This is a genomic window from Streptomyces sp. AB3(2024), from assembly GCF_041862025.1.
GTDB lineage: Bacteria > Actinomycetota > Actinomycetes > Streptomycetales > Streptomycetaceae > Streptomyces.
Genome location: NZ_JBGWAB010000022.1, coordinates 76,296 through 85,198, shown reverse-complemented (window position 1 = coordinate 85,198; position 8,903 = coordinate 76,296). Strand labels below are relative to the sequence as shown.

The 8,903-nt window shown below is 70.8% G+C and carries 6 protein-coding genes; 1 reads left to right on the top strand and 5 read right to left on the bottom strand.

Annotated features, from left to right (window positions below; translation table 11 throughout):
* The first annotated feature begins 178 nt into the window (after nt 1-178).
* Nucleotides 179-1,891 (top strand): glucose-6-phosphate isomerase, encoded by a 1,713-nt coding sequence (gene pgi / locus ACEPPI_RS12655; RefSeq protein WP_373915317.1) that lies wholly within the window; start codon nt 179-181, stop codon nt 1,889-1,891.
* Between the two features lie 61 nt (nt 1,892-1,952).
* On the opposite strand, the gene pgl is transcribed toward pgi, so the two are convergent.
* The 5 genes from pgl to tkt form a co-directional block, all read right to left on the bottom strand.
* Nucleotides 1,953-2,732, bottom strand: a complete 780-nt coding sequence (gene pgl / locus ACEPPI_RS12650) for a 6-phosphogluconolactonase (protein WP_373915316.1) — start codon at nt 2,730-2,732, stop codon at nt 1,953-1,955.
* A 119-nt stretch (nt 2,733-2,851) separates the two neighbouring features.
* The gene (gene opcA / locus ACEPPI_RS12645; RefSeq protein WP_373915315.1) at nt 2,852-3,883 is read right to left on the bottom strand and encodes a glucose-6-phosphate dehydrogenase assembly protein OpcA; all 1,032 of its coding nucleotides are present in this window, start codon (nt 3,881-3,883) and stop codon (nt 2,852-2,854) included.
* A complete protein-coding gene (gene zwf, locus ACEPPI_RS12640) occupies nt 3,880-5,409 on the bottom strand; it encodes a glucose-6-phosphate dehydrogenase (protein ID WP_373915322.1) in 1,530 nt (509 codons plus the stop codon). The genes opcA and zwf overlap by 4 nt, the downstream gene beginning before the upstream one ends.
* Before the next feature lie 2 nt (nt 5,410-5,411).
* Entirely contained in the window at nt 5,412-6,530 is a 1,119-nt protein-coding gene (gene tal, locus ACEPPI_RS12635; protein ID WP_373915314.1) for a transaldolase, read from the bottom strand.
* 36 nt (nt 6,531-6,566) lie between these two features.
* Entirely contained in the window at nt 6,567-8,654 is a 2,088-nt protein-coding gene (tkt, locus tag ACEPPI_RS12630) for a transketolase (protein ID WP_373915313.1), read from the bottom strand.
* Between the last annotated feature and the right edge of the window lie 249 nt (nt 8,655-8,903).

The window sequence follows — 8,903 nt, the reverse complement described above, 5'->3', positions numbered from 1 at the left end:
CAAACCTCCGCGCCTTAAAATAGTAACGGCTACAACCGCACCACCCTTGAGAGTGACACGGGGCCCGCCCGGCGGCAGAGCGAAGCCCGCGGCCCGGGCCCCTTTTTGTCCGTTGTCCCCCCTCGGATCCCTTAGGTTTGGAGGCGGCGGGGCACAACAGGACGGAAGAAGTGGGTTGATGTCCGAGATGAACGCAAACCAGGCCGCCGCGCGGAGCGCGTCGAACGAGGGTGGTGGCGGGCGACGGGCGGGACGTACGCGGCTTGACCGGACGCCGCAGTGGAACGCGCTCGGCAAGCACCGCGAAGAGCTGGGGCAGACGCATCTGCGGGAGCTGTTCGCGGCGGACCCGGAGCGCGGCACCAAGTACACCCTGGCGGCCGGGGACCTGCACATCGACTACGCGAAGCACCTCGTCACCGACGAGACGCTCGCGCTGCTGCGCGAACTGGCCGCGGCGACCGGCGTCGCCGGACTGCGCGACGCCATGTTCCGCGGCGAGAAGATCAACATCACCGAGGACCGGGCGGTCCTGCACACCGCGCTGCGCGCCCCGGAGAGCGCCGTCGTGAAGGTCGACGGCGAGGACGTCGTCCCGGAGGTGCACGCGGTCCTGCGCAAGATGGCGGCCTTCTCCGACCGGGTCCGGTCGGGGGAGTGGACGGGCCACACCGGCAAGCGCATCAGGAACGTCGTCAACATCGGCATCGGCGGCTCCGACCTCGGCCCGGCGATGGCGTACGAGGCCCTGCGGGCCTTCAGCGACCGCGACCTGACGGTGCGTTTCGTCTCCAACGTCGACGGCGCGGACCTGCACGAGGCCGTGCGCGACCTGGACCCGGCCGAGACGCTCTTCATCATCGCCTCGAAGACCTTCACCACCATCGAGACCATCACCAACGCCACCTCGGCGCGGAACTGGCTGCTCACGGAGCTGAAGGCCGGTGAAGAGGCCGTCGCCCGGCACTTCGTGGCGCTGTCGACCAACGAGGAGAAGGTCGCCGCGTTCGGCATCGACACGGCCAACATGTTCGGGTTCTGGGACTGGGTCGGCGGCCGCTACTCCTTCGACTCGGCCATCGGGCTCTCCCTGATGATCGCCATCGGCCCGGACCACTTCCGGCAGCTGCTGGACGGCTTCCACCTGATGGACGAGCACTTCCGCACGGCGCCGCCGGAGGAGAACGCGCCGCTGCTGATGGGCCTGTTGGGGATCTGGTACGGCAACTTCCACGACGCGCAGTCCCACGCGGTCCTGCCGTACAGCCACTACCTGTCCCGGTTCACGGCCTACCTCCAGCAGCTCGACATGGAGTCCAACGGCAAGTCGGTCGACCGCGACGGCGATCCGGTCGACTGGCAGACCGGCCCGGTCGTCTGGGGCACCCCCGGCACCAACGGGCAGCACGCGTATTACCAGTTGATCCACCAGGGCACGAAGCTGATCCCGGCGGACTTCATCGGCTTCGCCCGGCCGGTGGACGACCTGCTCCCCGGCCTTGTGGGCCAGCACGACCTGCTGATGGCCAACTTCTTCGCCCAGACGCAGGCCCTGGCCTTCGGCAAGACGCCGCAGGAGGTGCGCGCGGAGGGCGTCGCCGAGGAGCTCGTCCCGCACAAGACCTTCCGGGGCAACCACCCGACGACGACGATCCTCGCCCGCGAGCTGACCCCGTCGGTGCTGGGGCAGCTCATCGCCCTCTACGAGCACAAGGTGTTCGTCCAGGGGGCCGTGTGGAACATCGACTCCTTCGACCAGTGGGGCGTCGAGCTCGGCAAGGTCCTCGCCAAGCGGCTGGAGCCGGCCCTGGTGGAGGGGGCCGACGTGCCGGGCCTCGACCCCTCGACGCGGGCGCTCGTGGCCAGGTACCGGGAACTGCGCGGCCGCTGAGCCCTCCCGGAGTGAACGCGAAAGCGCCCCGCACCGACCGGTGCGGGGCGCTTTCGCGCGTTCAGGAGGCCGGGGAGTACATCCCGCTCGGCAGCTTGGCCGCCGCCGCCCGGTCCAGCAGCCACAGCGTGCGGCTGCGGCCGTAGGCCTCCGCGGCAGGGGCCTGGACCCCGCCCGCGCCGCCGAGCGCGACGGCCACCGCAGCGGCCTTGTCCTCGCCGGCCGCCAGCAGCCACACCTCGCGGGCCGCGCGGATCGCCGGGAGGGTCAGGGAGACCCGGGTGGGCGGGGGCTTCGGGGCGCCGTGCACACCGACGACGGTGCGCTCGGTCTCCCGGGCCGCCGGGTGCTCCGGGAACAGCGAGGCCACGTGAGTGTCCGGGCCGACGCCCAGCATCAGCACGTCGAAGGTGGGGACCGGACCGTGGTCCTCCGGCCCGGAGGCCCGCTCCAGCTCCGCCGCGTAGGCGGCCGCCGCGGCGTCCACGTCCGCCCCGTACGGGCCGTCGGAGGCGGGCATGACGTGCACCCGCGCGGGATCCACCGGGACGGAGTCCAGGAGGGCCTCGCGGGCCTGTACGTGGTTGCGCTCGGGGTCGTCGGCGGGGACGTAGCGCTCGTCGCCCCACCAGAGGTCGATGCGGGACCAGTCGACCGCGTCCCGGGCGGGGGCGACGGAGAGGGCCGCGAGCAGGCCGTTGCCGTTGCGGCCGCCGGTCAGGACCACGGAGGCGCTGCCACGGGCGGCCTGCGCGTCCACGATCTTCGTGATGAGCCGGGCCGCCGTGGCCTGGGCCATCAGCTCCTTGTCCCGGTGGACGACGACCTGGGGAGTCGTCATACCCATGTGCTGCCGCCTTCTTGGTAGTTCGGGTCGTGCGGTGGTTCCGGTCCGGGGCGGAGCACCGGGGAACGGGTGAAGGGCGGGGCGGGGAGCCGCTCCGCCCTTCACCGGTACCGCTACTTGGCCGGGGCCTTCTTCGCCGCCTTGGCGGCGGGCTTGGCCGGGGCCACGGCCGGAGCCTCGGGCTCCGCCTCGGCCGGAGCCGCGGCGGCGGCCGGGGCGGCCGCCTCCAGGCGGGCCACGCCGAACTTCAGCGAGGCCTCGTAGGTGTTGTCCGGGTCCAGCCGGCGAAGCTCCTCCGCCAGCAGCTCGGCCGTGTCCCGGCGCTTGAGCGCCACCGCGCGGTCGGGCTGCCCCGGCATGCACAGCGTCGCCAGCGAGCCGTCCGCCCGGTCCAGGACGATCGTGCCGTCCTTGGTCTCCAGCCGTACGGCGGTCAGCCCCGGCCCGCCGGAGCGGGCGCGGTGGACCGGCACCCCGAGACGGTCCGCGAGCCACATGGCCAGCAGCTCGCAGCTCGGGTTCTCGTCCTCGCCCTCGACGGTCGCCGAGTCGACCGACAGGTTCTGCTGGTCCAGTGCGGCGGCCAGCATCGAACGCCACGGGGTGATCCGGGTCCAGGACAGGTCGGTGTCACCCGGGGCGTACGCCGCCGCCCGCTCGCCGAGCGCGGCGACGGGCTTCTCGGAGGAGTACGTGTCCGTGATCCGGCGCTGTCCCAGCGCGCCCAGCGGGTCGCCCGCCAGGTCCGCGGGAGCGCCCTCGGGCCACCAGACGACCACGGGGGCGTCGGGCAGCAGGAGCGGGAGCACCACCGACTGGGCGTGGTTGACCAGTTCGCCGTGCAGGCGGAGCACGACCGTCTCCCCGCTGCCCGCGTCCGCCCCGACGCGGAGCTCCGCGTCGAGGCGGGCGTCACGGCGGCTGCGCGGGGAACGGCTGACCCGCTTGACCACGACGACGATCCGCGAGGGGTGTTCGTGGGACGCGTCGTTCGCCGACTTGAGCGCGTCGTACGCGTTCTCCTCGTCGGTCACGATCACCAGCGTGAGGACCATGCCGATGGCCGGCGTGCCGATGTCCCGGCGCGCCTGCACCAACGCGGCGTTGATCTTGCTGGAGGTGGTCTCCGTGAGGTCGATCTTCATGGCCGGCGCCAGCTCCGTCCGTCTCGTGCGAGCATCTCGTCCGCCTCGACCGGCCCCCAGGTGCCCGCCGGGTACTGCGCGGGCTTGCCGTGCTTGTCCCAGTACTCCTCGATCGGGTCGAGGATGTTCCAGGACAGCTCGACTTCCTGGTGACGCGGGAAGAGGTTCGCGTCGCCGAGGAGGACGTCGAGGATGAGCCGCTCGTACGCCTCGGGGCTGGACTCGGTGAAGGACTCGCCGTAGGCGAAGTCCATCGTGACGTCCCGGACCTCCATGGAGGTGCCCGGCACCTTGGAGCCGAAGCGGACGGTCACGCCCTCGTCCGGCTGGACCCGGATGACCAGGGCGTTCTGCCCCAGCTCCTCGGTCGCGCCCGACTCGAACGGCAGGTACGGCGCCCGCTTGAAGACCACGGCGATCTCGGTCACCCGGCGGCCCAGGCGCTTGCCCGTCCGCAGGTAGAAGGGGACGCCCGCCCAGCGGCGGTTGTTGATCTCCAGGCGGATGGCCGCGTAGGTGTCGGTCTTCGACTTGGGGTCGATGCCGTCCTCTTCGAGGTACCCGACGACCTTCTCGCCACCCTGCCAGGCCGCCGAGTACTGGCCGCGCACGGTGTGCTTGCCCAGGTCCTCGGGCAGCTCCACGGCGGTCAGCACCTTGAGCTTCTCGGCCACCAGCGCCTTGGGGTGGAAGGAGCCCGGCTCCTCCATCGCGGTCAGCGCCAGCAGCTGGAGCAGGTGGTTCTGGATGACGTCGCGCGCGGCGCCGATACCGTCGTAGTAGCCGGCCCGGCCGCCGATGCCGATGTCCTCCGCCATGGTGATCTGCACGTGGTCGACGTACGACCGGTTCCAGATCGGCTCGAACATGGTGTTGGCGAAGCGGAGCGCCAGGATGTTCTGGACGGTCTCCTTGCCGAGGTAGTGGTCGATCCGGAAGACCTCGTCACGGGGGAAGACCTCGTGGACGACCTTGTTGAGCTCTTCCGCGCTCTTGAGGTTGTGGCCGAAGGGCTTCTCGATGACGGCGCGCCGCCAGGAGCCTTCCTTCTGCGCCAGACCGTGGTCCTTGAGCTGCTGGACCACCTTGGGGAAGAACTTCGGGGGCACGGAGAGGTAGAAGGCGAAGTTGCCGCCCGTCCCCTGTGCCTTGTCGAGTTCCTCGATGGTGGCCTTCAGGGTCTCGAAGGCCGCGTCGTCGTCGAAATCGCCCTGGACGAACCGGCAGCCCTGGACCAGCTGCTGCCAGACCTCTTCGCGGAAGGGGGTGCGGGAGTGCTGCTTGACAGCGTCGTGCACCTCCTGGGCGAAGTCCTCGTCCTGCCACTCGCGGCGGGCGAAGCCGATCAGGGAGAAGCCCGGCGGCAGCAGGCCGCGGTTCGCCAGGTCGTAGACGGCGGGCATCAGCTTCTTGCGCGACAGGTCACCCGTAACGCCGAAAATGACCAGGCCGGACGGCCCCGCGATGCGCGGGAGCCGCCGGTCCTGTGCGTCACGAAGCGGGTTCGCTCCGTTCACCGACAAAATACTCAGTCCTCCGCGGGGGCGAGGCGCTTGAGCTCCGCCTCGGTCGACTTCAGCAGGTCGTTCCACGACGCCTCGAACTTCTCGACGCCTTCGTCTTCGAGCAGCTGCACCACATCGTCGTACGGGATGCCCAGCTTCGCGACCGCGTCGAGCTCGGCGCGAGCCTGCTCGTACGTGCCGCGGATGGTGTCGCCGGAGACCTCGCCGTGGTCGGCGGTGGCCTCCAGGGTTGCCTCGGGCATGGTGTTGACGGTGCCGGGGGCGACCAGGTCCACCACGTACAGGGTGTCCTTGTACGCCGGGTCCTTGACGCCGGTCGAGGCCCACAGCGGGCGCTGCTTGTTGGCGTGCGCCCGGTCCAGGGCCGCCCAGCGCTCGGAGGAGAAGACCTCTTCGTAGGCCTCGTAGGCCAGACGGGCGTTGGCGAGGGCCGCCTTGCCCTTCAGGGCCTTCGCCTCGTCGGTCCCGATGCCGTCGAGGCGCTTGTCGATCTCGCTGTCCACGCGGGACACGAAGAAGGAGGCGACCGAGTGGATCTCGGAGAGGTCCAGGCCGGCGGCCTTCGCCTTCTCCAGGCCCGCCAGGTACGCGTCCATGACCGCGCGGTAGCGCTCCAGCGAGAAGATCAGCGTGACGTTGACGCTGATCCCCCGGCCGATGACCTCGGTGATCGCCGGCAGGCCGGCCTCGGTCGCCGGGATCTTGATCAGGGTGTTCGGGCGGTCCACCAGCCAGGCGAGCTGCTTGGCCTCGGCGATGGTCGCCGTGGTCTCGTGCGCCAGGCGCGGGTCGACCTCGATCGACACGCGGCCGTCCTGGCCCTCGGTCGCGTCGAAGACGGGGCGCAGGATGTCGGCGGCGTCGCGGACGTCCGCCGTGGTGATCATCCGGATCGCCTCGTCGACGGTGACCTTGCGGGCGGCGAGGTCGGCGAGCTGCTGCTCGTAACCGTCACCGCTGCTGATCGCCTTCTGGAAGATCGACGGGTTGGTGGTGACACCGACCACGTGGCTCTGGTCGATGAGCTCGGCGAGGTTGCCGGACGTGATGCGCTTGCGGGACAGGTCGTCCAGCCAGATCGCCACGCCCTCGTCGGAGAGGCGCTTGAGTGCGTCTGTCATGGGAATTGCATCTCCTACTTGGTTCTGGTGCCGGACTCAGCGCGCGGCGGCGGTGATGGAGGCCTTGGCGGCTGCGGTCACGGCTTCGGCGGTGAGGCCGAACTCGCGGTACAGGACGGCGCCGTCGGCGGAGGCACCGAAGTGCTCCAGCGAGACGATCCGGCCCGCGTCACCGACGTAACGGTGCCAGGTCAGGCCGATGCCGGCCTCGACCGCGACTCGCGCCCTGACGGAGGGCGGCAGAACGCTGTCCTTGTACTCCTGGTCCTGCTCCTCGAACCACTCGACCGAAGGCATCGAGACCACGCGCGCCGGAACGCCCTCGGCCTGCAGCGCCTCGCGCGCGGCGACGGCGAGCTGGACCTCGGAACCGGTGCCGATGAGCACGACCTGCGCGGGGCCGCCCTCGGCCTCGAACAGCACGTACCCGCCCTTGGCGGCGTCCTCGTTGCGCTCGTAGGTCGGCACGCCCTGGCGGGTCAGCGCCAGACCGTGCGGGGCGCCCTTGCCGAACACCTTGGTGTGGCGGCGCAGGATCTCGCGCCAGGCGATGGCGGTCTCGTTCGCGTCGGCCGGACGGACGACGTTCAGACCCGGGATGGCGCGCAGCGCGGCGACGTGCTCGACCGGCTGGTGGGTCGGGCCGTCCTCGCCGAGGCCGATGGAGTCGTGCGTCCACACGTACGTCACCGGCAGGTGCATCAGCGCGGACAGGCGGACGGCGTTGCGCATGTAGTCGGAGAACACCAGGAAGGTGCCGCCGTAGATGCGGGTGTGGCCGTGCAGGGCGATGCCGTTCATGGCCGCGGCCATGGAGTGCTCGCGGATGCCGAAGTGGATGGTGCGGCCGTACGGGTCGGCCTCCGGCAGCGGGTTGCCCTTCGGCAGGAACGAGGAGTTCTTGTCGATGGTGGTGTTGTTGGAGCCGGCCAGGTCGGCCGAGCCGCCCCACAGCTCCGGGATGATCGCGCCGAGCGCTTCGAGGACCTTGCCGGAGGCGGCGCGGGTGGCGACGCCCTTGCCGGTCTCGAAGACGGGGAGCTTGTCCTCCCAGCCGGCGGGCAGCTCGTTGGCGTTGACGCGGTCGAACTCGGCGGCGTGCTGCGGGTTGGCGGTGCGCCAGGCGGAGAACTCCTTCTCCCAGGCGGCGCGGGCGTCACGGCCGCGGTCCCCGAGGGCGCGGGTGTGGGCGATGACCTCGTCGGAGACCGCGAAGGTCTGCTCCGGGTCGAAGCCGAGCACGCGCTTGGTCGCGGCGACCTCGTCGTTGCCGAGGGCCGAGCCGTGGGAGGCCTCGGTGCCCTGGGCGTGCGGGGCCGGCCAGGCGATGATCGAGCGGGCCGCGATGAAGGACGGACGCTCCGTCTCGGCCTTGGCGGCCTGGAAGGCCTCGAACAGCGCCTTCGGGTCGAGGTCGCCGTTGGCCTGCGGGGCCACGCGCTGGACGTGCCAGCCGTACGCCTCGTAGCGCTTCAGGGTGTCCTCGGAGACGGCGGTCTCGGTGTCGCCCTCGATGGAGATGTGGTTGTCGTCCCACAGCAGTACGAGGTTGCCGAGCTTCTGGTGGCCGGCCAGCGCGGACGCCTCGTGGGAGATGCCCTCCTGGAGGCAGCCGTCGCCCGCGATCGCGTAGACCATGTGGTCGAACGGGGAGGTGCCGGTGGCCGCCTCCGGGTCGAACAGACCGCGCTCGTAGCGGGCGGCCATGGCCATGCCCACCGCGTTGGCGATGCCCTGGCCCAGCGGGCCGGTGGTGGTCTCGACGGCGGCCGTGTGGCCGTACTCCGGGTGTCCGGGGGTCTTGGAGCCCCAGGTGCGGAACGCCTTGAGGTCGTCCAGCTCCAGGCCGAAGCCACCCAGGTAGAGCTGGGTGTAGAGGGTCAGGGACGAGTGCCCCGCGGAGAGCACGAAACGGTCACGGCCGACCCACTCGGGGTCCGCCGGGTCGTGCCGCATGACCTTCTGGAAGAGGGTGTACGCGGCGGGGGCCAGGCTCATCGCCGTACCGGGGTGGCCGTTTCCGACCTTCTGGACCGCGTCCGCGGCCAGGATGCGGGCGGTGTCGACGGCCCGCTGGTCCAGTTCGGTCCATTCGAGCTCTGTGGTGGTCGGCTTGGTGCTCACCGTTGGTCAGGGCTCCTCTCCACATGTTGTATTCCCGGTGACGAACGACGCACCGGCGCGATTCCGAGCCTACCCCCGCGAGGGGGTGCGGCTATTCGAGTGCAGACAGTGCGTCGCCGGGTCGGTGCCCCTTGTTCATCCGGCGTCCGCGCGCGTGAACCGTCCGTCCGGTCCGATCCGCCCAACACGAGACGACCCCCGCGCGGGGCGACGCAAGTGCAACGTCTAGAGTGGCGTGGTACGCGCAAG

What these genes read in the sequence shown, in the direction of transcription:
- pgi (WP_373915317.1), top strand. Translation starts at nt 179, where the DNA reads ATGTCCGAGATGAACGCAAACCAGGCCGCCGCGCGGAGCGCGTCGAAC.
- pgl (WP_373915316.1), bottom strand. Translation starts at nt 2,732, where the DNA reads ATGACGACTCCCCAGGTCGTCGTCCACCGGGACAAGGAGCTGATGGCC.
- opcA (WP_373915315.1), bottom strand. Translation starts at nt 3,883, where the DNA reads ATGAAGATCGACCTCACGGAGACCACCTCCAGCAAGATCAACGCCGCG.
- tal (WP_373915314.1), bottom strand. Translation starts at nt 6,530, where the DNA reads ATGACAGACGCACTCAAGCGCCTCTCCGACGAGGGCGTGGCGATCTGG.